Raw genomic sequence first — 25,019 nt, forward strand, 5'->3', positions numbered from 1 at the left:
TGCCGTCCTTTTAAAGAACGGTATAGTTTCAGCGGGAAATAGAAGGATAGGTTATCGTGTGCAACATATAAATTCTTCTATTTTTAAAAAAGCAGGGTTGTACCTGCTGGCATTCTCGCTCACGCTCGGTATCCTGTTCAATCCTTCTACGGCTGCTGCTGCGACCTTTACCAATCCGTTTATTTATGCAGACGCCCCGGACAATGACGTCATCAGGGTAGGCAATGTCTATTACATGACCAGCACCACCATGCATATGACCCCCGGTGTTCCTATCATGAAGTCCTATGATCTGGTGAACTGGGAAATCGTGAATTATGTCTACGATACGTATGCGAACGGCGATGCACAGAATCTGAACAACGGACAGAATGAGTATGGCAAGGGCTCTTGGGCAAGCAGCATCCGGTACAATAACGGGATCTATTATGTGTCCTTCGGGTCCAACTCAACCGGCCGGACTTATATCTATCAGACCTCGAATATTGAAAATGGCCCCTGGACCTCATCGGTCCTGGGCAGCTACTATCACGATGCTTCACTGCTGTTCGACAATGGGCGTGTCTTCCTGGTGTACGGAGTTGATAATATCAGCCTGATTGAGCTGACGGCAGATGCCAAGGCCATCAAGTCCGGCGGGATCAGTCAGGTTATCATCCCGAATTCCAGCAATATTGCCGGTTCGAACTTCATTGTGAAGGCCGAGGGCGCGCATATCCAGAAGATCAACGGCTATTATTATGTGTTCCTAATCTGCTGGCCTTCGGGAAGCGGACGCACTCAGTTGACCTACCGCTCCACGAGCTTAACCGGGGGCTATACAGGGCAGGTGTCACTTAACGACTCGGGCATTGCCCAGGGCGGCATTGTGGACACGCCATCCGGTTCCTGGTATGCGATGCTCTTCAGGGATAGCGGGGCGGTTGGACGGATGCCGTATCTGGTGCCGGTAACCTGGACCGGGAACTGGCCGGTCTTCGGAAGCGGGGGCAAGGCACCGCGAACCCTGAACCTGCCTGTTGAAGGGTATCCGGTGAAGAAGGTGTACGCCTCCGATGAGTTCTCCTCATCTTCTGCCATTGCTGCAACCGTTCCGGATGATGTATACGCTTACTTGGCTGTGCCGGATACCGTGATTGACCAGACATATTCCGCAGCGGAGGAGGAAACTTTTGCAGGAGCGATCTCGGCAGGAACAGGGCTGGCCAAGGTCTGGCAGTGGAACCACAATCCTGATAATACGAAGTGGTCTCTGTCCCAGCGTCCCGGATTCCTGCGGCTGACCACCGGCAAGGTAAGTACAAGCCTGCTGAATGCCCGGAACACACTGACCCAGCGGACGTTCGGTCCGAAGAGCACAGGCGTGACGGCCCTGGAGACGGGCGGAATGAAGGACGGGGATGTTGCCGGACTGGCTGCTTTTCAGGCTAAATACGGGTTCGTCGGTGTGAAGATGTCCGGCAATTCCAAGTCCATTGTGATGGTCAATGCCAGCTCCGGGTCAATGACTCAAGTGGCCAATGTGCCGCTCAGCCAGAACAGAGTCTATCTGAAGGTACTCTGCGATTTTACTAATCAGACGGATAAGGCGTACTTCTCCTATAGTCTGGACGGCAACAACTGGACATCCATAGGGAATACGCTGCAGATGTCCTATACAATGCCTCACTTTATGGGCTACCGGTTTGCGTTGTTCAATTATGCGACGAAGTCAGCGGGCGGCTATACTGATTTTGATTATCTGCGTCTGGAATAGGCGCGCTTACATCCAATAAGAAGAAGGAGATGTATTTCATTGAAGAACAGAATTAAAAAGGTTGTGGGCGGGCTCGCCCTAGCGAGTGTCCTGCTCACCTCTGTGATGGCAGGCAATGCCAGCGCAGCAATTACCAATGGATCGAAGTTCCTGGGGAATATCATTGCAGGCAGTGCTCCAAGTAACTTCACCACCTACTGGAATCAGGTCACCCCTGAGAACGGTACCAAATGGGGCTCCATCGAAGGCAACCGCAACCAGATGAACTGGGGCAATGCGGACATGATCTATAACTATGCCATTAGCAAAAACATCCCGTTCAAGTTCCATACACTTGTCTGGGGAAACCAGGAGCCTAACTGGGTCGCCGGCTTATCGGCAGCGGAGCAGAAGGCGGAGATCAGCTCATTTATTACTCAGGCAGGCCAGCGTTATTCCGCGAAGACTGCTTTTGTGGATGTCGTTAATGAACCGCTGCACGCCAAGCCTTCGTACCGCAATGCCATCGGCGGTGACGGAAGCACCGGCTGGGATTGGGTCATCTGGTCCTTCCAGCAGGCCAGAGCCGCCTTCCCGAACGCCAAGCTGCACCTCAATGATTATGGCATTATCGGTGACCCCAGCGCAGCCGACAAGTACGTGAACATTATCAATATCCTGAAATCCAGAGGACTGATTGACGGAATCGGCATTCAGTGCCACTACTTCAATATGGATAACGTCAGCGTCTCTACCATGAACACCGTACTGAATAAGCTTGCCGCTACAGGCCTGCCAATCTATGTCTCCGAGCTGGATATTACCGGTGATGACAACACCCAGCTTGCCAGATACCAACAGAAGTTCCCTGTGCTCTGGAACCATCCTTCCGTTAAGGGCGTAACCCTGTGGGGCTACATCCAGAATCAGACCTGGGCATCGGGTACCCATCTGGTGAATTCCAACGGCACAGAGCGCCCTGCCCTGAAGTGGCTGAAGCAATACTTGGGCGGCTCGTCAGCCCTGATGGAAACCACTGACGCCCAGGATATCACTGACAGTGTGATCCTGCCGGACAGTGTGGTTGAGCCAGACCCTCAACTGGATCTCCAACCGGTGCTGGAACCCGTTCCGGCTGAATAAGCTGAAGCAGGCACGCGGTATGTAACATTACTTAAGGGCTGCTCCCGTGGCACAATGCGCCGGGAGCAGCCTTTTTTTGACTAGGATTGTATTGTATGTGAAAAATCGAACACCTTGGGCATGCGAGCGGAAATGAGGTGCATTAGTGCACCTGAATCTAGCGAAAGTCGGCTGCGAGCGGAAATGAGGTGCATTAGTGCACCTGAATCTGGCGAAAGTCGGCTGTGAGCGGAAATAAGGAGCATTAGTGCATCTGAATCTAGCGAAAGTCGGCTGTGAGCGGAAATAAGGTGCATTAGTGCACCTGAATCTGGCGAAAGTCGGCTGCGAGCGGAAATGAGGTGCATTAGTGCACCAGAATCTGGCGAAAGTCGGCTGTGAGCGGAAATGAGGTGCATTAGCTCCACAGCCCCCTAAAGAAGTTGGAGTCCTCCCCCACAAAAATGTAGACTAGAGATAGGAGGAGGATGAACGGTATGGGACACTTAACAGGAACAAGAGAGAAGGCAGCGCAAGAGGTGTTATCTGGCATTAAGGCGGCGGTGGTTGCCCGAAAGTATGGGGTGACTCCGTCTACGGTGAATCAGTGGGTGAGAGACTACCGAGAGGCCCATGGGGAACAAGATCATCCGTATCCCCAGGAGCCGGTGGAGGAACTGAAGCGCCTCCTGGAAGTAGAGCAGAAATACGAAAAGGCCGTCGAGATGCTCGGCGAAAAGGAGTTAGAGATTGAGATTCTGCGTGAACTGATAAAAAAGCCAACCCCTGCTTATCCGAAAAAATCGAGGTAGCCGAGATGTTCATTAAGCAGGGATATTCCGCAGCGTTGGTACTACGTCTCATCGGGCTCGCAGAGTCCACGTACTACGACCGTAAGAAACGCAAGTCACAGGATGCACAGGCCGTACTCCAGGGGCGCGGAAGACCCGTACCCGGCTACTCTCTGACCGAGTCTGGAGCGAAGATTAGCGACGAGGAAATCCAGGAATGGCTGCTGGAATTAATCGCTGTAGAAGAGCACGTGTACGGATACAAACTGCTGGCCAAGTGCTTGTGGAACCAGCACCGTTTAAAGCTCAATCACAAGAAAAGTTACCGGCTGTGTCAGGCGCTGGATATCCTGCAGCCGCAGCGTCACAAGCGTTTTAAGCATCCCCGGAAGCTGCCGGAGAACCGGGTCATTACCGGAGCAGGCCAGCTCTGGCAGATGGACATTAAGTACGGGTACGTGGCGGGCCGCGACCGGCATTTCTTTGTCCTGAGTATTATCGATGTGTTTACCCGTGTCATCGTCGGCTACCACCGCGGATCGTCGTGTGAGGCCAAAGCACGCCTGCCAGACGCTGGGACGCGCCATGGAGCAACACTGCGCCCCTGACAGCGCACGTCCGGTGATCCGCACCGACAACGGCCCACAGTTTGTCAGCCATCTGTTTGGCGACATGTGTGAAAGCTGGGAAATGACCCATGAACGCATTCCGCCTCGAACGCTGGATTTAAACGCTTTTATTGAATCGTTCCACAGTAATATCGACCGGGATTTGTTCCGCAAAGAGGCATTCGACACGTTCGAAGAGGCCTATGAAGCGGTGGACCGGTACATGGACTTTTACAACAACCGCAGAATGCATACGAGCCTTCGGAACATGCCGCCAGCTACCTTTGCGGAGTGGGTCCTGACCCAAGAAGACCGCTCCCGCTTCTTCTGGCCGAGAGAAAAAGCGAAATAAAGAGCATATCTACGACAAGTACCGATTTGATACGGAGGACTCCGGGATAAGGGGGTCGCACCGTTAGTGCACCTGAATCTGGCGAAAGTCGGCTGTGAGCGGAAATAAGGTGCATTAGTGCACCTGAATCCGGCGAAAGTCGGCTTCGATCGGAAATGAGGTGCATTAGTGTACCTGAATCTAGCGAAAGTCGGCTGCGAGCGGAAATAAGGTGCATTAGTGCACCTTATTTAGTTGGATACAGCTCAAATGTGTTGGTGCAGAGGTATGTTAGGCCAATCGTATGTGAAAAACCAAACACAAACACAAACACAAACACCACCAGCACCACTCACCCGCACAAGTAAGTTATCCCCGTACCCGCCAAGACATCCGCCAATCTCACCCCCCACCCCCATCCGCCGGAGGAAGGGACAAATGCCCCTCCCTATACACCTTCCTGTACTGTGAAGGCGTGTAGGAAGTAACCTTCTTGAATATCTTCGAGAAGTACAACGGGTCGTGGTAGCCGACCGAGTAAGACAACGACTTCACCGACAACCGCGACTCCGCCAGCAGTTCGCAGGCCCGCCGGATGCGCACGGTGGTCAGGTAGCCGGAGATGGAGGTGCCCGTCTCTTTTTTGAACAGCCGGAACAGGTAACTGCGCTCAATAGTCACATATTCCACCACATCCAGCACCGATAAGGAAGACTTCCAATAGTTACTCTCGATATAGGCCTTCGCTGACCCTACATAGTCCTTCTTGAGACTGGCCTGCTCGCTCGGATAATACTCCATGTAATACGACAGCAGCAGATGAAGCACCGCATCCGAGCGCTCCCGTGCATACGGCTCCAGTTCATTGGCCTTAATCTGATCGAACATGGCCCTGAAATCCTGCGGCGCGGTCGTTACAACGGGCTGGTCGGGTGAGATACGAAGCATAGCAAGTAAGCGTAAGGCCTCCGGCCCGCTAAATTCAATCCAGCAATACGCCCACGGGTCCTGCGGATCAGGATAGTAATACACCTCCGTCTGCGGAAAAATCATAAAGCTCTCGCCCGTCTCCACAGGGTGTACCGCCTGGCCGGTCTTCAAGTAACCTCTGCCGCTTACGATATAATGCAGCGCATATACATCACGGACGCCGGGTCCCCATCTATGCAGATTGGAGGGCTTGTACCCGTTCCCTTTTACCATTGGACCCTCATTGAGTCCGTATTCCATAGAATTCATAGTCAGCACCTGTATCTTTCAGCATGTTACTTATACTATATGACGAAAACAACAAATAAACAAAGGAAGCGTATTCAAAAATGACAACGCTTTCTTAAGAATGTGAGCTTACGGCGCCCCTCCCCTGGAAGGTAAACTAAAGGTACGAGGGAGGAGCGCATATGGAATTGGAAACACAGCCAAAAAGTCCCGGAACCGGCGGCGGCCGGCGGTCGTTTTTATGGAAGCGGTTTAAAAAACAGAAAGTACTGCATTTGTTCGTCGGGCTAGGCATGATCTATCTGCTGATCTTCGCGTACACTCCGATGTTCGGCATCCTAATGGCGTTCAAGGATTACAGCATCTCCGGCGGCATCAAAGGAATCTTCACCAGCGATTGGGTCGGGCTGAGGTATTTCGATGAATTCGTCCATGACTATCAATTCGGCAAGCTGGTCCGCAACACGCTGGTCCTTAGTCTGCTGAAGGTCCTCTTCGCCTTCCCGGCGCCGATCCTGCTGGCGATCATGCTGAACGAAGTGAAGCACATGGCCTTCAAGCGGTTTGTGCAGACGATCAGCTATCTGCCGCATTTTATCTCCTGGGTGGTCGTGGTTGGCGTATCCTATGCCTTCCTATCCGCCGATGTCGGTGTGGTCAATAAGGCGCTGATGGCGATGGGCTTCACGGATGAGCCGCTAGCCTTCCTGACCAGTCCAAATTACTTTTGGGGGCTGGCGGTAGGGAGTGCGGTGTGGAAGGAGATGGGCTGGTGGACGATTATTTTTCTGGCGGCGATCTCGGGGATCAGTCCTTCGCTCTATGAGGCTGCTGAGATTGACGGTGCCGGAAGGCTGGCGCGTATCCGTTATATCACCCTGCCGGGAATGAAGGGAACCATCGTTGTTGTGCTGGTACTGACCATCGGGAGCATTCTCGGCGGCGGACTGGTTGGTTCAAACTTCGAGCAGGCCTACCTGCTCGGCAACAGTATCAATAATCCAACCTCAGAGATTGTCCAGACCTACGCATTCAGGGTGGGGTTAAGCGACGGGCGGTTCTCCTATGCAGCAGCGATCGATTTAATTCAATCGGTGATATCTGTAGCGCTGATTTTCTCCAGTAACTATATCGCTAAGCGGGTATCGGGCTCCAGTCTGTTTTAGAGAGAGGAGGGAAGGCTATGCTGAAGAGTCAGCGGCAGAAGGATTTTGTTTTTGACAGCGTGATCTATGTGGTATTGTTCATTATTATGCTCACGATGCTGTACCCGTTCTATTACGTGTTAATAGCTTCATTTAATAAAGGCTCAGACTCACTGCTGGGCGGGGTGTATCTGTGGCCCCGGAACTTTACCCTGGAGAATTACCGGGTGTTCATGGATGATCCCAAGTGGGTGAAGGCTTTCCTGGTCTCCGTACTGCGGACGGTGTCCGGCACCTTGCTCGGACTGCTGCTTACCAGCATCGTCGCTTACGGCTTGTCACATCGTGATCTGTTGTTTAGCAAGGTCTATTTCACAGTGATCGTATTCGCCATGTACTTCTCCGGCGGACTGATCCCTTATTATGTAGTCTTGCGTTCACTAGGCTTGTTAAATTCCTTTGCGGTGTACATCATCCCGTCCATGCTCAGCACGTTCTTCCTGCTCATTGCGATCTCATTCTTCCGTGAAATTCCCGCTGAGCTAAAAGAATCTGCGCATATAGACGGGGCCGGTGAGCTTACGATATTCTTCCGCATCATCCTGCCGGTCTCAACGCCGGTGCTGGCGACTATGGCCTTGTTCATGGGGGTCGGACAATGGAATTCCTGGCTGGATTCGGCTTATTTCGTCCAGTCCGAGGAGCTGCGTACGCTGGCCTTCCGCATGATGGAGGTCATCAACAAGAGCAACTCTCCGATGGATTCGCTGGCGGTAGCCAACAGTGCCTCGGCGGGTGTGACCAGCTTCTCCTTACAGGTCACTTCAATGGTCGTTTCCATTGTTCCCATTATCTGTGTGTATCCGTTCCTGCAGAAGTATTTCGTTTCTGGAATCATGCTGGGTTCGGTAAAAGGCTAGGCCAGTGCTTCAGTGTTCAAATGTTCCATCGCTCATACAGCTCATTAATTCAATCATGGAGGGATTAGCTTGAACAAAAGCAGAAGCTTTAAGATCGTCGCAGCCGCACTCTCAATGGCCGTAGTGTTATCCGCCTGCGGCGGTAACGGGGGAAATACCGCCCAGCCCGCCCCGTCCGGCAGCCCGGACGCCGCTGCAGGCGGGAATGCACCTGCCAAGCCCGGACAGGTGAAGGAGTTAAGCCTCTTCATTGATGCGTCGTGGTACCCGGTTACGGAATGGAAGGGTCCGGTCGCCGACATGATTACCGAGAAGACGGGGGTGAAGCTGAAGGTTACGGTCGCTACCGATGACAAACAGCTCCCGCTGATGATTGCCTCCGGTGACCTGCCGGACCTGGTGTTCACCTCATCCAATGTAGACCGGTTATCCGACTCGAAGCTGTCGTATTCCTGGAATGAACTGATTGAGAAATATGCGCCGGATTTCAAGATTGACAAGACCCGGATTGCCATCCACACCATGGATGACGGCAATTTCTATACCGTGCGGAATTCCTTTGCAACCCAGGAGGAGATGAAGAATAGTAAATATTCGTTAGGCAGCGACGGCAACCCGGGCATCGCGGTCCGGGAGGATATTCTGAAGGAGCTGGGGAATCCGCCGATCAAGACCCTGGATGATTTCGTCAAGGTACTGGGTATGGTTAAGGAGAAATATCCCGAGATGGTCCCGCTGATCATGGACAAGGACTGGATCGAGCAGTATTTCCTGGCCCAATTCGGTACGGAGACTCTGCTCGACGGCTGGTATGAACAGGACGGCAAGGTGGAATATGCGATCAGGCAGCCCAAGATGCTGGACTTCTTCAAGTTCATGAATAGCCTGTACCGTAACGGCTATATCCTGGCTGAGAATTTCGCACTGGCCAATGACCAGATTGATGATCAATATGCTACGGGCGGCAAAGCCTTCGCCCATAGCCACACCGTATCCACAGCAGATACCGATAACATCAAGATCAAGAGCAATCAGGGGAACTTCTCCTTCAAGATGCTGCCAAGCGTATTGTCGAAGGATGCCAAGGTAGTCAGCTCAGGACTCGGCTTCTCCGGAACCTTCATCACCAAGAAGAATAAGGACCCGGAGGCCTCCATCAAATTCATGCAGTATCTGGCCAGCGACGAGGGCAAGAAGCTGACGATGTTCGGGGTAGAGGGTGTGCACTGGACCTGGAATGAAGAAGGTCACCCCGATTTCAAATACAATCCGTCCGATGCCGATTTCGTGAACAGCAACGGAATTAAGTGGTGGTATCTGTATAACGATGGAGTTACGGAGGGCATGCTGTCCTATGTTCCTGAGCTGCAGAAAACTCAGGCGCTGATGGATCTGAAGTCGATCCGCATCTACAAGCCGGAGATCGGCCTGATCCAGACTCAGCCGGATTCACAGGAGAAGACCATTAAGACCAAGATCGATGAGATGGTCAAGAATGAGAAGGTCAAAATCTATCTGGCTGAATCGGAGGAAGCCGCAGTAGCAGCCTATGAGAATATGCTGAAGAACGCAGAGAACATCGGCCTGCAGAAGCTCACCGACTGGGCGAATACAACCTATCAGAAGAAAAAAGAATTGTTCAAGTAAGCGGATTCCTGCCGGTAGAGACCTGTCTCTACCGGGTTTTACATGTTCATGGTAGGATTAGAGAACATAAGTCGGGCACCGGAGGGACAGACTGCCGTGAGCATTGTACGCAAAATGATAGTAGGATATATCTTTCTGATTTTTATTCCAGTAGTTACGTTTGGCTACTATTATTATAGTAAGATCTATGACTCTGTAAGCGGCCAGTTTGTGGAGAGCCGTCAGAAGATTCTGGAGCAGGCCTATGCCAATATGAAGGCAGACCTGGCCCGGATTGATTCCACGCAGCGGATGCTGCAATACAATCCATATGTAACCGATTATCTGGACGGCAGCTATGAGACGGACGCAGAGAGTGTATATGCCTACAACCGTTATATTAATCCGGTGATTATACAATCGCTTAATATCAGTCCTGAAATTGAGACGTTCAGAATCTATCTGACCAAGCAGGGCGTGCTGCCCATTACTGACCGTCTGCTCGAACTATCGGCGTTGGTTGAACAGGGTGCCGAGGCTACCCGTATGCTGCGGCCGGGACAGGGCAAGTGGATGATTCCCGATCCCCAGGTGGAAGCTCCCCCGCTGGTGTTCTATCAGAATATATATAATAATGACTTTACCGAGATTGTGGGACTGCTGGAGCTGCGGGTCGGCAGTGAGCTGATCCGCAAGTTCTATCGGGCGACAGGCGGAGGGGATTGGACCGCGCTGCTTCTGCCCGCAGAGGGCAAGCCGCTGGAGCGGGAAGGCATTCCCGCAGCAGTGGACGATGCCACCTGGAGCAGACTGGCCTCGGGAGAAGCACAGACCTATTTTATCAACCGGGAAGTCATTGTTAATCAGTTATATATGAAGGAACTGGGCGTACGTGTTGCCGTAATCGGCAAGGTATCCGAGGTGTTTCGCTCGATCCGGAGCCAGGAGCTGGTGATGATAACGACATTCGCAGTACTGCTTGCGTTATTGTCGTTCGCGTATTACACTCTTGCTTCAACGATTACGAAGCGTGTTCTCCGGCTCGCCAGACATATGCGCAATCTGAACGACGACAACCTGAAGCAGTCGGTCAGCAAGGAGGATAAGCCGGGCCGCAAGGATGAGATCAGCTTCCTGACCGAGACCTATAATTCGATGCTTCTGCGCATGGATGAGCTGATCAACAATGTCCACCGGGCCGAGCTGCGCAATAAGGAAGCCGCTTACAAGGTGCTCCAGGCCCAGATCAAGCCGCATTTTCTCTATAATACGCTGGAGACTATCCGCATGCTGGCCGAATCGAACAATGACAAGGAAGTGGCGGAGATCTCTTACTGGTTCGGTAAGCTGATGCGTTACAGCCTGTCCGCCCAGGACGATCATACCGTGCTCTCCCAAGAGCTTGAGACCGTAGTTTTCTACCTCAATATTCACAAAATGCGGTTGCAAAAAAGACTCACCTATGAGGTCGATATCGCTGTGGCTGCCGAGGCCCTGATTTGTCCAAGATTCATCCTCCAGCCCCTGGTCGAGAATAGTATTATTCACGGAGCTGCCGTGACACTGCGGCCGGTCCATATCCTGATTCAGGCGAAGGAGACGGCGGAGGATATCCGAATCAGCGTGTCGGACAGCGGCATGGGTATTCCTGAAGAACAGGTGCGGCAGCTTCGCGCCCGGTTATCCCGCGGGGAGGAGCTGAACACTCAGGAAGAGACAGAGGGAGGCGTGGGCCTGTATAATGTCAGCGAGCGGATTAAATCATTTTATGGCGGGACCTCACGGCTGATTCTTGAGAGTGAGGAGGGCAAGGGGACCTGCCTGACCATCATCCTATCGAAAGGGGCGGCAGAGCAAGCATGAGAATTCTGATCGTAGACGATGAGCCGATTATCCTTGGAGGGCTGGTGAAGGTGATTGGCGGAGCCGCGCCGGCCGGAGCTGAGATCCGCGAGGCCGGCGACGCCTTCGAGGCGCTTCAGATCATGAAGGAATATATGCCGGATGTGACGGTAACGGACTTGCATATGCCGGAGAAGAACGGGTTCGAGATGATGGAGGAGGCGAAGGAGAACGGTTTATGTGAGCGCTTCATTATTCTTACCGGACATGATGACTTCGAATATGCCCGCCGGGCGCTCCGCTACGGGGTAGTGGATTATCTGCTGAAGCCGGTGGATAAGGAGGAGGTAGCCCGGCTGCTGAGTCAGGTGAAGCGGAATCTTCCCTCCGTGGACAGTACGGACTGTCCGCCGCATGCCAAGCGGATTCTTGCCTACACCCGGCTGAATTATATGAATGACCTGTCCCTGGATCATCTGGCCGAGCTGATGGACCTTCATCCGAATTACATCAGCAGCCTGTTCAAGAAGGTCACCGGCGATACGTTCGTCCATTACCTGAATACCACCAGGATCAAGGAAGCGCAGAAGCTGCTGAGCCTCCACCGGGATCTGCCGGTAGTCGAGATCGGACGCCGGGTCGGGTATGAGAACAAGCATTACTTCAACAAGGTGTTCAAAAAATACACCGGCAGCACCCCTGGGGCTTACCGGCAAGATCACTAAAGCTGCTTCTGCGTAATCATCCGCCAATGATTTTACACCCCATTAACATGCTTCATACGTTCGCGTGATATAACTGAAACAATCGGTTATAAGAGGAGAAGATGAGATGAAGCTAAGCAAAGAGGAGAGATCGTGGATTCTGTACGACTGCGGGAATTCCGCGTATTCGATGGCCGTGACTACGGCGCTGCTGCCGATTATCTTCGGGATGTTCGATAATGTGGGCAGCAGCATGGACCTGGGGTATTTCAACTCGATCGCCAGTATTCTGGTCGCGGTCCTCAGCCCGATTCTCGGCACGATTGCGGATTATAAGGACCGGAAGAAGCGGTTCTTTATTTTTTTCGCTGCGCTCGGTATCCTTTCAACCGCCTCATTGGCCTTTGTGTCCCCTGCCAGCGGGCAATGGCAGCTGCTTGTTGCCTTTTACATTCTGTCAGCGGTCGGCTTCGCCGGGTCTAATATCTTCTACGACTCCTTCCTGGTGGATATTACGGAGGATGAACGGATGGACAAGGTGTCAACGCGAGGGTTCGCCTACGGCTACATCTTCAGTTGTATTCCGTTCGGCATCAGTCTGCTGCTGATCTTCCTGCTGGGAATGGACAAGGCCATCGGCTACCAGATCGGGTTCATCATTACGGCGCTCTGGTGGGGACTGCTGACGGTGCCGATGATCCGGGATGTGAAGCAGAGATATTATATCGAGCCTGAGCCGAAGCCTGTGGCCCGGAGCTTCAAACGCATCGCTGCCACCTTCGGGAATATCCGCCAGCACCGAATCGTCTTTGTGTTCCTGCTTGCTTACTTCTTCTATATTGACGGAGTAGATACGATTATCAAAATGGTTGTGCCTTACGCAACCTCCGTCCTCGGCACAGAAGCCCTCGACACCTTCACACTGCTGGGAATTCTGCTCATCATCCAGATTATTGCCTTTCCCTGCGCGATTCTCTATGGCAATCTGGCCAAAACCTACTCCGCCCGGGCCCTGATTATTGCCGGGATATTCACCTACGTTATTTCCTGTATCGCAGCGTTCTTCATTACTTCGGTGTGGCATATCTTCCTGCTGGGTGCGCTGATCGGCTCGGCCCAGGGCGGCATTCAGGCACTCAGCAGGTCCTATTTCGCCAAAATCATCCCGAAGGAGAATTCCAATGAATTCTTCGGGTTCTATAATATTTTTGGCAAGTTCGCGGCGATTCTTGGCCCTGCCTTAATGTCTCTGACCACTACCTTGGTAGGAGATGCCCGCTATAGTATTTTGTCGATTATCCCGCTCTTTCTGATCGGCTTCTTCATCTTCATCACATTGCCAAAGGGGACATAGTATGGAATCCACTGGTTTGCCACCGCAACCACCCTCTGCAGCCAAGCATCTGATCGTCATCTCCTATGATGCCTTCTCTGAAGATCACTGGGAGATGGCCAGCCGCCTGCCCAATCTGTCGAAGCTGATCACCAGCGGTGCTTACAGCAACCGTCTCAGAAGTGTCTATCCCACGCTAACTTACGTTGTGCATACTACCATCGTTACCGGCGTCTACCCGGATAAACACGGTATCTATCACAACAATCCGCTGCAGCCGTTCGTGCCGGAGGAGGAGCAGCGCTGGTTCTGGTTCCGTGAGGCGGTTCAGGTGCCAACAATCTATGATGCCGCGCGTAAAGCGGGGCTGAGTACAGCGGGACTTCTGTGGCCGGTAAGCGGAAAGTCCTCGATTCAGTATAATATTCCAGAGATCCGTGCGTTAAAAGGGGAGAACCAGGCGCTTAAGGTACTGCGAAGCGGCAGTCCCCTGTACTGCGCCCGGCTGGAGCTGAAATACGGACGAATCAGGCAGGGCATCGCCCAGCCGCAGCTCGATAACTTCACCACGAAGTGCGCCGCCGATACGATCAAGCGGCATAAGCCGAACCTGCTGATGATGCATCTGATCGACCTGGATGACACCAAGCATCTGTGCGGCACGGACAGCGGGGAAGTAGACGATGTCATCCTGCGGATGGACAATCGGCTGGGTGAGATCATGCAGGCTGTTGAGGATGCCGGAATCCGGGAGGAGACGGTGATGATGGTACTGGGCGACCATGGTCAGTTCAATGTGCGCTACAAGATGCATGTGAACAATCTTTTGCAGGCCAAAGGACTGATCTATGAGAAGGACGGCGTGATGCAGTGGCGGGCCTACTTCCAGAGCGGCGGCGGTTCAGCTTATCTGCATGTGCAGCCCGGAGATGAGGAAGCGCAGCAGCTGGCCTTGGCGGCGGTGGATGAATACAGGCGTGACGGAGCACCGGGAATTGAGAGTGTATACACGGAAGAGACGCTGAAGCAGCTCCATGCCAGCCCGGTGGCAAAAGTCATGCTTGAAGCACAGCGGGGCTACAGCTTCGATGAAGCGCTGGCGGACACGCTGGTCACCGATTTGCAGGCGGAGGGCATTCGCTATGCTACGCACGGCTACTCCCCGGATGCAAGCGGGTACCGCTGCAATCTCGTCATCGCAGGCGCAGGGATCAAGCAGAGCTATCCCATCGGTGATCTGGAGATGGTCGACATCGCCCCGACGATGGGACGGATGCTGGGGCTCCGGTTCGGGCCGGGGGACGGGCGTGTGCTGGAGGAGATTTTTGAGGAGTAGCGGGGGGATAGTAATGGTAGTGTGAGTGATGAATAGAGCAACTTCCATCGGTCCGATCAGGATGTCCGCACACGCGGCAGCCGGGTCGGGCTTTTTTTATCGTTGGTTGTATCGGCGAATAGGATGATAGCTTGCTCATGCGGTGTTGCGGGGTGGGGTGCGTGTACCCGTAGGCCAAACGTATGCGGAAAAGCAAATACAATCTGCTGGCGCTTAGTAGAGTAGCGTTAGCCTTAGGAAACAGGCGGATTTCCTCCACTTGCTGATGAACGAATGAGCGCTTCCCGGGTAACAGTTGTATAAACAACACTTAATTTCAGCCCATCCAGCCGCAGAAGCCCAAACAAACTATTTTAGTTGTAATATTTCCGCTTATTTCCTTATATTTGCCTAAAGCGGGCTGATTAAGATACGTTTTTCCACCTGTTTGCCGCTAAGAGGGGGGCGCCGCCCCTGAACATTAATCAACGGCACGACTGTAATTAAAATTTAAATTACCGTTGACATTTTGCCTATGATCAAATATATTATCCATAAGAATAAAAGTTTCCTTAGAGAAACAATTGTGTATATGAGAAACAATATACACAATAGATTCATTAATTTGCTATAGAGATTGAACTTGAAAATATACGTAAAGGGAAAAGTGGCGGAGGGGAATTTTAGAACTGGAGGAGCGGTAGCGTCCGCCTTTGTATTTGGATTTCTACCGCGAAGAGCGGTTTTAATCAGGAAATCCAAATTGGGCAGCGGCCTGAAGTCCAAAACTTCTCTGGAGTCACGGCCAATCCCAAACCAAAAAATCATTAGTTTATTTTAGTCAGTTAGGCTAAATAGGAGATGGGGTGCTGACATGATTCAGATTAAGGGTTTAAACGTTGATTATTTCGGCAACTCGGCGCTGGAGGGTGTGACGCTCGATATCCCCTTCGGGCATTCGGTAGGCATTATCGGGCCCAATGGCGCTGGGAAGTCCACTTTCATTAAGGCGCTGCTGGATGTGATCAAGAAGAGAAGCGGAACGGTAAAGGCAGAGGGGAAGGACATTGCCCTGTACAGACGGAATATTGCCTACGTGCCGCAGAAGAACGATATTGACCTGACTTTTCCCATTACAGTTAAGGATACGGTGCTGACCGGAACTTATCCGAACCTGAAGCTGTTCCGGCGTCCGGGTAAGAAGGAGAGGACTATTGCGGAGCGCAGCATGGCGATGGTGGAGATCGGTGACCTTGCGGATAAGCAGATTAGCAATTTGTCCGGCGGGCAGCTGCAGCGGGTGTTTATCGCCCGGGCGCTGGCCCAGGAGGCCAGTGTGTTTTTCCTGGATGAGCCGTTTGTCGGCATTGATATGGTTAGTGAGCGTATCATTGTGAACCTGTTCAAGCAGCTCCGTGAGGAAGGCAAGACCATCCTGGTGGTGCACCATGATCTGCATGAAGTTGAAGAATATTTTGACAAAATCATTCTGCTTAACAAGCGGCTTATCGCCTTCGGAGATGTGCAGGATACCTTCACCACAGAGAATATCCGCAGAGCCTACGGTACATCCTTGGGCAACGTAATGATCCAGGGTGCAGGAGGTGCTTCTCATGATTGAGTCCTTATCCAGTCTGCTGAATATTCCAGTTTACGCCCTGAACGCCGGGTTATCTGCAATTATTCTCGGGATTGTCTCAGGGGCGTTGGGCAGCTTCATCGTTCTGCGCAAAATGTCGCTGATGGGCGATGCCTTATCTCACGCAGTGCTTCCGGGCGTCGCCCTGTCTTATATTCTGGGCATCAACATCCTGCTGGGCGCTTCGTTGTTCGGCCTGTTAGCCGCTATTCTCATTCAATTCATCACCAGCCGCAGCAATATCAAGAGCGATACCTCTATCGGTATCATTCTCAGCTCCTTCTTTGCACTCGGGATTGTCCTGATTACGTTCGCCCGAAGCGGGCTGGATCTCACTCATATTCTGTTCGGTAACATTCTGGCTGTCCCGCAATCCGAGCTGCTGCAATCCTTCATCATCATGCTGGCGGTGCTTGCCATTATTACACTGCTGTACAAAGAGCTGCTGATCAGCTCATTCGATCCAGTGGTAGCGAAGGCTTACGGGCTGAAGACCGGCTTCTATCATTATCTGCTGATGATGCTGCTCTCCGTAGTGACCGTCTCCTCCTTGTCTCAGGTTGGGATTGTACTGGTCATCGCGATGCTGGTCATCCCGGCAGCCACCTCGTATCTGTGGTCCAATTCCTTGCTGCATATGATCGTATTAGCCTCCTCAGTTGGGGCAGCCTCGGGGATCATCGGCGTATACGTGAGCTTCCGCTACAATCTGCCGACAAGTGCAACAATCGTGCTGGTAGGCGTCACCTTGTTCAGCATTTCATTCATCATATCGCCCAAGAATAATTTTCTGCGGAAAGGACTGAAGCAAGCATGAGACTGTTCAAAATAATATCGGCATCCTTACTCATTCTACTACTCGCCGCATGCTCCAACACCAGTAAGGGGGGAGCGGATGACGGCAAGCTGCAGATTGTGGCCACGTATTCGATCATTGCAGACATGACCCGGAATATCACCGGAGATAAGGCGGAGGTCTACAGCATGGTACCTATCGGCACAGACCCCCATATGTATGATCCGCTGCCTGCAGATACAGGCAAGGTTTCCAGCGCGGACCTTATTTTCTATAATGGATTGAATCTGGAGACCGGCAAGGGCTGGTTCCAGGATCTGCTCAAGGTGACAAAAAAGGAAGCTGCCGCGTTTGCCGTCTCCGAAGAGGTCACGCCGATGTACCTAACCGAGAAGGGGAAGGAGTCCCAGGTTGACCCTCATGCCTGGCTGGATATACAGAACGCGGTCAAGTATGTGGATGTCATTACCGCACGTGTGATCGAACAGGACCCGGACAACAAGCAATATTATCTGGATAACCAGACCGCGTACGTGAAGGAGCTGACGGAGCTGGATCAGTATGCCAAGGAAGCTGTGAGCAAGGTCCCGCAGGAGAAGCGCGTCCTGGTCACCAGTGAAGGAGCCTTCAAATACTTTTCCCAGGCCTATGGCTTCGAGTCTGCCTTCATCTGGGAGATCAACACTGACAGCCAGGGAACACCGGAGCAGATGAACCGGATCATCGGCATTATCAAGGAGAAGCAGATTCCGGCGTTATTCCTGGAGACGAGTGTCAATCCCAAGACGATGGAGACGATTTCCCGCGAGACCGGGGTGCCGGTCCATTCCAGGATTTTCACAGATTCTCTGGCTAAGGAAGGGGAAGACGGAGACACCTACCTGAAGATGATCAAGTGGAATATCGATCAGGTGATAGAGGGCTTGTCCCGATAGGCTGCAACAAATAACCCGCCAACGTGGATGGATTGCTTATCCAGTCTTGGCGGGTTATTTCCGATATTGTGCATAGTTCAAGCGCTGACAATCCCGAGCACGAATCCGTCATAGCCCTTGCTGCCTACCGTCTGTATAGCAGTAGCATCTATGCGCGGCTCCTCTGCGAGCAGCTTCATGAATTGCCGGATGCCTTGAACCCGGTCATCCGCACTGTCCGGGTCAATTACCTCGCCGTCACGCACTACATTATCCGCCACAATGACCGCACCCGGCCGGGCCAGCTTCAGCACCCACTTCAGGTAATGCGGATTATTCGGTTTGTCGGCATCAATGAAGATGAAGTCAAACGGCTCACATCCCCGGGCTTCCAGCAGTGCCAGCGAATCCAGCGCCGGACCTTCCAGTACTTCCGTCTTGTCTGCCAGCCCCGCCATTCTAAGGTTATCCTCAGCCACTACAACATGCTTGTGCTCGAATTCCAGTGTGACCAGTCTGCCCGCCTCCGGCAACGCCCGCGCCAGCCAGATGGTGCTATAACCGCCCAGCGTGCCGATCTCCAGAATGTTGGATGCTCCCTTCATTTTGGCCAGCAGATACAGCAGCTTCCCTTGATTCGGAGCGACATCAATCGCCGGTAAGCCGGCCCCTGTATTCGCATCCAGCACAGCGTCCAGGACCGGATCAGCCGTCAATAACCGGTCATTGAAATAAGCGTCTACGTTGCTCCATTTGTTCTGTTCTTCCATGTGAATCCCTCCATTAGTTGTTTTTTTGTATTGTTGTATTGGAACTGCTTTAAATATAAGGGATTATAATTCATAATACTAATATATGATAATGTCATAATCATAAGTATTGGTTATGAATATGACCTATGAATAGGAGCGTATTTATTAACATTCATCCACTCAGGCTTTTCTATTATGCAGCCGGGCTACAGCGGTTTATTGATATCTGCCGGGAATGATGAACAATAATAATATATTTCTTTTCGATTAAAATATATTGATAAACGATAAATATTATGCTAAATTAAACTCACCATAACAAGTGAGGAGTATGTGTAATGAACCGTAAGCCAGGCTCAACCACGTTTCTGAAGGCGGTGCTTATTGTGTTCGCGCTGGCCGCGCTGGCCCTGTGTATCTTCGCGGTCCCGGCTATCGGTGACTTCGCAGCGGAGCTGTATCCCGGCCATTCGTATATCCAGGTGCTGGTGATGACAGATCTGTATGGGGCGGCTCTGCCGTTCTTCATAGCACTGTCCCAGGCATACAGACTGTTACGCTTAATCGACCGCAATGAGGCTTTCTCGGAGGACTCGGTACGGGTGCTGAAGCATATCAAGCATGCGGCAGTGTCGATCAGCGGAATGTTCACCTTAGGGCTGCCGCTGTTCTATCTGATGGCGGAGAAGGACGATGCCCCGGGCATTATTGTGATCGGGCTGGTCCTTATTTTCGCCTCCATGGTGATTGCAGTATTCGCGGCGGTACTCCAGAAGCTCCTGAATGAAGCGATAGCATTGAAATCTGAGAATGATCTGACAGTCTGAGGTGGCGACCATGGCGATTATCGTTAATATTGATGTGATGCTGGCTAAGCGGAAAATGAGTGTAACAGAGCTTACAGAGCGGGTGGGAATTACGATGGCGAACCTGTCCATTCTTAAGAACGGCAAGGCCAAAGCGATCCGTTTCTCAACGCTTGAGGCAATATGTAAGGCGCTGGATTGCCAGCCGGGAGATATTCTGGAATACACACCGGAGGCTACAGAATAATGGGCGCCGGGAGCGGGGAGGGAACGCTATTGAGAGCCATGACACGGCTGCTGCACTTCGCGTACCATCAGGCGATGAGCTGTATCTTTCCTGTAGCGATCTTTGGAACGTTAATCCTGACCCGGACAGCAGAGCTGCCGTTCATCCACCGCTATGATCTGATTCTGCTGATCCTGCTTACTGTACAGTATCTGATGTACCGGAGCGGGCTGGAGACGCTGGATGAGATCAAGGTTATCTGTGTGTTTCATGTGATTGGACTGGTGCTGGAGATGTATAAAATAAGAATGGGCTCCTGGGCCTACCCGGAACCCGGCTATACGAAGCTGTTCGACGTTCCGCTGTACAGCGGATTCATGTACGCCAGCGTGGCCAGCTTCATGTGCCAGATCTGGCGCAGGCTGCAGATGGAGTTGACCGGCTGGCCGGGTCTGGCTTCGGCGGGACTGCTGGGCGGCGCGATCTATCTGAACTTCTTCACCCACCACTTCATTCCCGATTTCCGCTGGTGGCTGACAGCCCTGGTAGTAGTGGTATTCTGGAGAACCTGGATCATTTACCGGGTGCAAGGCAAGACGTACCGGATGCCGCTTGTGCTGGCTTTTGCCATTGTGGGGTTCTTCATCTGGCTGGCCGAGAATATCGCGACCTTCCTGGGGGCATGGCAATACCCGGACCAGCACGAGAGCTGGCACCTGGTAGGCTTCGGCAAGATCAGCTCATGGTTCCTGCTGGTGATTATCAGTGTGATTATTGTTGCCCAGCTTAAGCATGTGAAGGCCGGCCGGAGCGGGTCCAGATAGCCAGTCCGTCCAGCGGATAACGGAAGGATGGTCCAGTTCCTCCGGTAACCGACGGGATTAGCGAACATTGTTCCCCGTTGGAATCAAGGGAGAATAGCTGCTCAATGTGATAGACACCGGGAGACGGAGCTGACTCATAGAGTCTCAAGGCGATCCCGGCCGCCGCTTGAGCCGTGATGGAGGCTTCATGCAAGCCTGTAATGCCGTATTCTCTGGAGGCGGGTCGGCCGTCCTTCGTCCCGTAGGCATCGACTTTGACCGCATAGCGCTCGGAGCCGAAGCGGAAGCGGGTGAATGCCTGGACCGCGAGATTGCGGAGCGTCCGGTTACGCAGCAGACGGGAGAGTCCGGTGCGGCGCAGCAGCGCTGCGGCTGAGGTCATGCTCCGTGAATCGAAGCAGAGCCGGGTCGAGACAGAAGGGACATTAAGGGTCTGAGGCAGAGTGATCTGATCCGAAAAAGGAAAACGGTAGGCTCTATGCGTCCGCAGTGCAAAGCCGAAATCCGCTGCTTTAGCCTCTGTGAAGCTTGAGGTGGTGCGCGGTCTGCCGTGCTCGGTGATCTCGAAGTCGGCTCCGAGGTTGTCCACCGTCCACTCCATAGCTGCCTGTCCATGGCTGTCACCCAGTCCCAGCATGATTGAGATGTCGATCTGCTCCGTATGGTCCAGCTCCTGGGCGGCCCGTGCCGCAAGCAGGTTCGTTAGCCCCGGCGCGAGGCCGACACTTAGCACTGCCGCCCCCTTGAGCTTATGCTTCACAGGGTCGAGCCTTTGCAGCATGGTCAGGAAGTCTCCGCTTGCCGAGACATCTACATATTGGGTGCCGCTCTGGAGGCAGGCTTCGGCCAGCCGGGTGTCCTGCTGATCCAGACACATAACGACCAGCTTAACCTTCTCCAGCAGCTCTGGGGAAAGCGGCATCTCCGCCGACAAGCGCAGCGGTTTCACGTATCCGCCCGTACTGCGGGAGAATTCCTCGGCCCGGTGCAGGTTTCTTCCTGCTGCGTAGACCTTGCCGGGGTGCTGTGCCCCGAGAATCCGGCATATCTGTGATCCGACATGTCCGTAACCGCCGATTACTACTATATCTGTTTTCATGATTATTCCCGTCCTTCGTGGTGGATTGCAGGATCTGCGGTATAATTAACGTTATGTATCATTATCCTGCTAAGGCGGGCAGCGGACTATCCCACATTTGTGGGATTTCGGGGAGGACAGAAGATGAACAAGGGAGTACATAGCCTATTACAGCTTGACCCTGCCCGGGGCGGCCCGGTGCTGAATTCACAGCAGTACCGCGAAGCAGTGATTGCCAGGCTCCGCCTGCTGGTTCCATTCGCTGCAGCCTGTTGTACGACAGTAGACCCGCATACACTTTTAACGACAGGGTCGGTTACGGAGCAGGGACTTGAAGAGGTTCATCCGCTATTGTTCGAATATGAATATCTGCATGAGGATTATATGAAGTATGAGCAGTTAGCGGCGTCGCATATTCCGGCAGTCTGCTTAAGCGGAGTGACCGGGGGAAGCCTGGAGAAAAGCGCGCGTTACCGCAAGGTGCTGCAGCCCGCCGGATTCGGGGATGAGCTGCGCGTGGCGCTGCGCACAGGCGGGGTCTGCTGGGGGTTCCTGACCCTATTCCGTCCGCTGGGTCAGCCGCCGTTTGAGGAGCAGGAATGCGCCTTGCTGGCTTCGGCAGCTCCACTGATTGCTGAACGTCTGCGCGCGTATGCCTCTGTCCTGCCGGTATCCGGAGCGGAGCGGGCAGTGCCGGAGGATAACGGTATTCTGGTGCTGAGTGAGCGGCTGGTCCCGGTTAGTGCGAATGCAGCAGCCCGTTATTGGCTGAAGCAGATCTGGAACCTGGATCAGCTGGAGGAAGGCCGGCTTCCCGGACCGGTGCATGCCGTTTGCCTGCGGGTGCTAGGCGCGGAGAAGCCCGCCGGAACCGGGATTTCTCAGGCAAGAATAAGTCTCCAGGCCGGAGACGGGGCGTATCTGACGGTTACCGCAAGTCTGCTTGGCGGTCCCCAGAGACAGCTCGCCGTATCCTTGGTGAGTGCCCGCTCCGGGGATGTCTTCCGGCTGCTGGCCGAAGCCTTCGCCCTGACCGCACGGGAGAAGGAGCTTGCGGAGCTGCTGGCGCTGGGGTTATCGACCAAGGAACTGGCAGAATCGCTGCACATCTCTGCCTACACTGTACAGGATCATTTGAAATCCATCTTCGCCAAGACAGGCGTGTCCAGCCGCAGAGAGCTGATCAGCCGGTTGCTTCCGCGATAACAAATAAGGGGAATCTCCACAGCCGCCTGGCTGGAGATTCCCCTTGCTTCATGTTTAGACTTTTACAGATCTGGAACTGCTTCGAATGAACTCTTACTGGCGTAGTGTCTTCAGCGCACCGCTCCAGGCCAAGACCTGATCCAGCATAGCGTTGACATTGGCAGCATGCAGGTCAGCCGGCTTGAACACCGAGCCGTTCTCGAAGTCGGTGAACAGTGAGAGCAGCGGGTGAACACGAACGTCGGCGACAGACAATTCGCCGAGGATTCCGCGCAGATGCTCAGCGGCGCGTGCGCCTCCGGCGGATCCGTAGCTGACGATCCCGGCAGCCTTATTGTTCCATTCTTCACGGGCAGAATCCAGTGCGTTCTTCAGTGCTCCGGATAGACTGTGGTTATATTCCTGAACGATGAATACAAATCCGTCCAAGGTAGCCAGCTTAGCTGCCCAAGCCTGGGCTTCGGCGTAGCTGTCGCTTTCCCCAAACATCGGCAGCTTGAAGTCGGCAATATCAACGATTTCGTAATTAGCATCTCCACGGGCATCAGCGATCCCCTTCACCCATTCGCCTACCTGCGGGCTAACGCGGCCCTGGCGTGTGCTTCCAAGAATAATTCCGATATTAAGTGTTGTCATTGTAATTCCTCCTCGAATTTGTTTTCCGTAATTTGTTTTGCTTAATATGCTTTTATTATAGCTGATAACTTTAATAAAGCAAGTGAAATTTTGAAACCTAGTTAAATTTTTAGCTAAAAATTAAAGCGGCCTAATTACCGTCCCGAATCAAGGGGGAGGTAATGGACCGCTATAGGTGTTATATCTCTGTTCCAGCCAAGGTTAATATGTCACTTTGCATAACATTATATAGTTGTTTCTAGGCTCAAAAACAAAATTTTCAGCTAAATAATTGATTGTCATGATGAAAATAGCTTAAAATACACTCAACAAGTTAGTTATTCTGACATATAATTAAGGAATCTTAAGTATCTATAATAGATGGAGAGGTGGGGCAGCCATGATAGAGGAAAAGAAACGGCAGGCAGAGCTTGAACTCCCGCGTGATTGCACCTTCTCGCCTGAAGACTGGCGTATTCTGGCCCAGTACTGGTATCCCGTGGCTACGGCAGCAGAGGTACAGGATCAGCCGGTGGCAGTGAAGCTGCTGGATATGAAGCTGGTATGCTACCGCAGCGGAGGCAAGGTGGTTATTGCCCGGGATTTGTGTTTTCACCGGGGAGCGCCGCTGAGTAAGGGCTGGGTGGAGAACGGGGAGATTGTCTGCCCGTATCACGGGTTCCGCTATAACTGTGAGGGGAAATGTACTGCGGTACCGGCGCATCCAAGCGCCAAAATCTCGCCCAAATTGAAATTGATCGTCTATCCGGCCATCGAACGCTACGGTCTGATCTGGACCTGCCTTGCAGATGCGCCGGAGCAGATTCCCGCCTTCCCGGCCTGGGATGATCCCGACTATATTAATATTCTGATCCCGAGCTTCGATATTGCCGGTTCCTCCGGGCGGCAGATGGAGGGCTTCCTGGACGTATCCCATTTCGCCTACGTGCATACAGCAACCTTCGGTGACCGCAATAATACAGAAGTCCCGCAGTACAAGGTGTGGCGTGAAGGAGAGACGGAGCTGGTGGCTGAATACTGGAGCACAGTCAGTAACTATGGCAAAGGGCAGGAGAATCCCGCGCCGGAAGGCTTCCAGTGGCTGCGGGAGTTCCGGGTATTCGCCCCGTTCGCCGCTTCGCTGACTGTCTACTTCCCGGATGAGGGCAGGCTTAAGATTCTGAACTGTGCTTCTCCGGTGTCGGCCCGTTATACCCGGCTGTTCTGTCCGATCTCGCGCAACTTCGACAAGAACGCCCCGATCGAGGATAGCATCAAGTTCAATCTCCAGGTGTTCCAGGAGGATGCAGAAATGGTGGAGTCGCAGACACCGGAGGATCTGCCGCTGGATCTGCAGGCTGAAGCCCATATTCCGGCAGACCGCACATCCATTGCCTACAGACAGCTGCTAAGCAGCCTTGGACTGGGGCAGAATTATACGTCCTGATTCATTATTTCAATTACTTAGGCATT

The 25,019-nt window shown here is 52.9% G+C and carries 24 protein-coding genes; 20 read left to right on the plus strand and 4 right to left on the minus strand.

Translation table 11 applies throughout. From position 1 onward, the window contains the following. The first annotated feature begins 58 nt into the window (after positions 1-58). The 5 genes from NYE24_RS33305 to NYE24_RS33325 all read left to right on the plus strand — a co-directional run bounded on the left by NYE24_RS33305 (position 59) and on the right by NYE24_RS33325 (position 4,608). The gene (locus NYE24_RS33305; protein ID WP_256706716.1) at positions 59-1,756 is read left to right on the plus strand and encodes a glycoside hydrolase 43 family protein; all 1,698 of its coding nucleotides are present in this window, start codon (positions 59-61) and stop codon (positions 1,754-1,756) included. Positions 1,757-1,795: 39 nt separating this feature from the next. Then, complete coding sequence (locus NYE24_RS33310; protein ID WP_235218433.1) at positions 1,796-2,878, plus strand: endo-1,4-beta-xylanase; 1,083 nt, start codon at positions 1,796-1,798, stop codon at positions 2,876-2,878. A 476-nt stretch (positions 2,879-3,354) separates the two neighbouring features. Next, on the plus strand, positions 3,355-3,669 hold the full coding sequence (locus tag NYE24_RS33315; protein WP_342477693.1) for a helix-turn-helix domain-containing protein: 315 nt from the start codon (positions 3,355-3,357) through the stop codon (positions 3,667-3,669). Positions 3,670-3,674: 5 nt separating this feature from the next. Then, positions 3,675-4,256: a hypothetical protein gene (locus NYE24_RS33320; RefSeq protein ID WP_342477694.1), complete on the plus strand. Its 582-nt coding sequence runs from the start codon at positions 3,675-3,677 to the stop codon at positions 4,254-4,256. Positions 4,257-4,269: 13 nt separating this feature from the next. Further along, complete coding sequence (locus NYE24_RS33325) at positions 4,270-4,608, plus strand: integrase core domain-containing protein (RefSeq protein WP_342477695.1); 339 nt, start codon at positions 4,270-4,272, stop codon at positions 4,606-4,608. A 381-nt stretch (positions 4,609-4,989) separates the two neighbouring features. On the opposite strand, the gene NYE24_RS33330 is transcribed toward NYE24_RS33325, so the two are convergent. Beyond that, positions 4,990-5,817 carry an AraC family transcriptional regulator gene (locus tag NYE24_RS33330; protein WP_342477696.1) on the minus strand — a complete coding sequence of 276 codons (828 nt, stop codon included), beginning with the start codon at positions 5,815-5,817 and terminating at the stop codon, positions 4,990-4,992. A 170-nt stretch (positions 5,818-5,987) separates the two neighbouring features. On the opposite strand from NYE24_RS33330, the gene NYE24_RS33335 reads away from it, so the two are divergent. The 10 genes from NYE24_RS33335 to NYE24_RS33380 all read left to right on the plus strand — a co-directional run bounded on the left by NYE24_RS33335 (position 5,988) and on the right by NYE24_RS33380 (position 18,060). Then, on the plus strand, positions 5,988-6,971 hold the full coding sequence (locus tag NYE24_RS33335) for an ABC transporter permease subunit (protein ID WP_036695199.1): 984 nt from the start codon (positions 5,988-5,990) through the stop codon (positions 6,969-6,971). Positions 6,972-6,988: 17 nt separating this feature from the next. Then, a complete protein-coding gene (locus NYE24_RS33340) occupies positions 6,989-7,870 on the plus strand; it encodes a carbohydrate ABC transporter permease (protein ID WP_036695198.1) in 882 nt (293 codons plus the stop codon). A gap of 69 nt (positions 7,871-7,939) precedes the next feature. After that, positions 7,940-9,517, plus strand: coding sequence for an extracellular solute-binding protein (locus NYE24_RS33345; protein WP_235218432.1), 1,578 nt, complete (start codon positions 7,940-7,942; stop codon positions 9,515-9,517). Positions 9,518-9,613: 96 nt separating this feature from the next. Next, entirely contained in the window at positions 9,614-11,359 is a 1,746-nt protein-coding gene (locus NYE24_RS33350; protein WP_036695196.1) for a sensor histidine kinase, read from the plus strand. Then, positions 11,356-12,063 (plus strand): response regulator, encoded by a 708-nt coding sequence (locus NYE24_RS33355; protein ID WP_036695195.1) that lies wholly within the window; start codon positions 11,356-11,358, stop codon positions 12,061-12,063. Before NYE24_RS33350 ends, NYE24_RS33355 begins: the two co-directional genes overlap by 4 nt. Before the next feature lie 106 nt (positions 12,064-12,169). Continuing rightward, complete coding sequence (locus NYE24_RS33360; protein WP_036695194.1) at positions 12,170-13,396, plus strand: MFS transporter; 1,227 nt, start codon at positions 12,170-12,172, stop codon at positions 13,394-13,396. A gap of 1 nt (position 13,397) precedes the next feature. Then, positions 13,398-14,711: an ectonucleotide pyrophosphatase/phosphodiesterase gene (locus NYE24_RS33365; protein ID WP_341024435.1), complete on the plus strand. Its 1,314-nt coding sequence runs from the start codon at positions 13,398-13,400 to the stop codon at positions 14,709-14,711. A gap of 856 nt (positions 14,712-15,567) precedes the next feature. Further along, a complete protein-coding gene (locus NYE24_RS33370) occupies positions 15,568-16,311 on the plus strand; it encodes a metal ABC transporter ATP-binding protein (RefSeq protein ID WP_342479341.1) in 744 nt (247 codons plus the stop codon). Continuing rightward, positions 16,304-17,146, plus strand: a complete 843-nt coding sequence (locus tag NYE24_RS33375; RefSeq protein WP_036695192.1) for a metal ABC transporter permease — start codon at positions 16,304-16,306, stop codon at positions 17,144-17,146. The genes NYE24_RS33370 and NYE24_RS33375 overlap by 8 nt, the downstream gene beginning before the upstream one ends. 2 nt (positions 17,147-17,148) lie before the next feature. Beyond that, positions 17,149-18,060 (plus strand): metal ABC transporter substrate-binding protein, encoded by a 912-nt coding sequence (locus NYE24_RS33380; RefSeq protein WP_327196382.1) that lies wholly within the window; start codon positions 17,149-17,151, stop codon positions 18,058-18,060. Between the two features lie 77 nt (positions 18,061-18,137). On the opposite strand, the gene NYE24_RS33385 is transcribed toward NYE24_RS33380, so the two are convergent. Beyond that, positions 18,138-18,809, minus strand: coding sequence for an O-methyltransferase (locus NYE24_RS33385; RefSeq protein WP_341024437.1), 672 nt, complete (start codon positions 18,807-18,809; stop codon positions 18,138-18,140). Positions 18,810-19,129: 320 nt separating this feature from the next. Here NYE24_RS33385 and NYE24_RS33390 point away from each other — a divergent pair, with 320 nt between their 5' ends. The 3 genes from NYE24_RS33390 to NYE24_RS33400 are packed head-to-tail and all read left to right on the plus strand — an operon-like array spanning position 19,130 to position 20,647. Beyond that, positions 19,130-19,618 carry a DUF2975 domain-containing protein gene (locus tag NYE24_RS33390; RefSeq protein ID WP_341024438.1) on the plus strand — a complete coding sequence of 163 codons (489 nt, stop codon included), beginning with the start codon at positions 19,130-19,132 and terminating at the stop codon, positions 19,616-19,618. A 10-nt stretch (positions 19,619-19,628) separates the two neighbouring features. Beyond that, positions 19,629-19,844 carry a helix-turn-helix transcriptional regulator gene (locus NYE24_RS33395; protein ID WP_036695187.1) on the plus strand — a complete coding sequence of 72 codons (216 nt, stop codon included), beginning with the start codon at positions 19,629-19,631 and terminating at the stop codon, positions 19,842-19,844. Positions 19,845-19,873: 29 nt separating this feature from the next. Continuing rightward, positions 19,874-20,647 (plus strand): DUF817 domain-containing protein, encoded by a 774-nt coding sequence (locus NYE24_RS33400; protein ID WP_179090390.1) that lies wholly within the window; start codon positions 19,874-19,876, stop codon positions 20,645-20,647. Here the strand turns inward: NYE24_RS33400 and NYE24_RS33405 are convergent. After that, a complete protein-coding gene (locus tag NYE24_RS33405) occupies positions 20,610-21,746 on the minus strand; it encodes a saccharopine dehydrogenase NADP-binding domain-containing protein (RefSeq protein WP_063829019.1) in 1,137 nt (378 codons plus the stop codon). The two genes, NYE24_RS33400 and NYE24_RS33405, sit on opposite strands and share 38 nt — an antisense overlap. Positions 21,747-21,869: 123 nt before the next feature. Here NYE24_RS33405 and NYE24_RS33410 point away from each other — a divergent pair, with 123 nt between their 5' ends. Continuing rightward, complete coding sequence (locus NYE24_RS33410) at positions 21,870-22,931, plus strand: LuxR C-terminal-related transcriptional regulator (protein ID WP_342477697.1); 1,062 nt, start codon at positions 21,870-21,872, stop codon at positions 22,929-22,931. A gap of 93 nt (positions 22,932-23,024) precedes the next feature. Here NYE24_RS33410 and NYE24_RS33415 read toward each other — a convergent pair whose 3' ends face one another. After that, positions 23,025-23,567: an NAD(P)H-dependent oxidoreductase gene (locus NYE24_RS33415; protein ID WP_036695185.1), complete on the minus strand. Its 543-nt coding sequence runs from the start codon at positions 23,565-23,567 to the stop codon at positions 23,025-23,027. 379 nt (positions 23,568-23,946) lie between these two features. On the opposite strand from NYE24_RS33415, the gene NYE24_RS33420 reads away from it, so the two are divergent. Next, positions 23,947-24,993, plus strand: a complete 1,047-nt coding sequence (locus NYE24_RS33420; RefSeq protein ID WP_342477698.1) for an aromatic ring-hydroxylating dioxygenase subunit alpha — start codon at positions 23,947-23,949, stop codon at positions 24,991-24,993. Positions 24,994-25,019: the final 26 nt, after the last annotated feature.

The organism is Paenibacillus sp. FSL H7-0350 (assembly GCF_038593195.1).
Classification (GTDB): Bacteria; Bacillota; Bacilli; order Paenibacillales; family Paenibacillaceae; genus Paenibacillus_AQ.